Here is a 561-nt window from a genome sequence, read left to right as displayed (position 1 = left end):
AGGCTATAACAAATAGTCAAAAAACTGGACCTAAAACTATAGATTTTTCTAGTTTTTTTCTCAAAGAACCAGAATCGCTCTATAAGAGTGATAAGCTTTCAAGGAAATCATATCAAGAGGTATTAGAGGACGAAAACAAAGTTTCTGGGCCTTTTGATCAAATGGGCAAAGCTATTTCTGGGCGTTTACAATTTGCATCGATACTAGATAAAGCTGTAAGTTTAGAAACTTTTGAAAACGTAGAAAATCGTTTTCAATACCTCAGAGATCTATTAGATGAAGTTCAAAAAAAAGAAAACCTGAAAGATACTGCAGATCTTCAAGCACATATCGATGGTTCGTTAGCCATGATCCAAAATGAATTTATAAAGATGGAAATGGTAGCGCATTTACATGACGCTGAGCAATCACTTATCAAAAGGAAAAGACGCGAACTTGATATGAAAATTTTTGATCATGAAAAAAAAGGGATGCCTATCATACGATGAAAACAAAAACCAATGTAGAAGGTTCAGTACTCTCTGAACAATTAAGAGAAGCACAAAGATTTTATCAAAGCCA

1 protein-coding gene is annotated in these 561 nt (G+C 33.7%); it reads left to right on the top strand.

From position 1 onward, the window contains the following. Positions 1–488: type IV secretion system protein (locus tag ACFINH_RS10340; RefSeq protein ID WP_375633088.1), on the top strand; the 488-nt coding region annotated here is incomplete at its 5' end. Positions 489–561: the final 73 nt, after the last annotated feature.

The sequence above is a fragment of the Bartonella sp. AA74HLJMH genome, assembly GCF_042197045.1.
Classification (GTDB): Bacteria; Pseudomonadota; Alphaproteobacteria; order Rhizobiales; family Rhizobiaceae; genus Bartonella.
The sequence above is the reverse complement of the archived record's forward strand: the minus strand, read 5'-3'. Positions and strand labels throughout refer to the sequence as shown.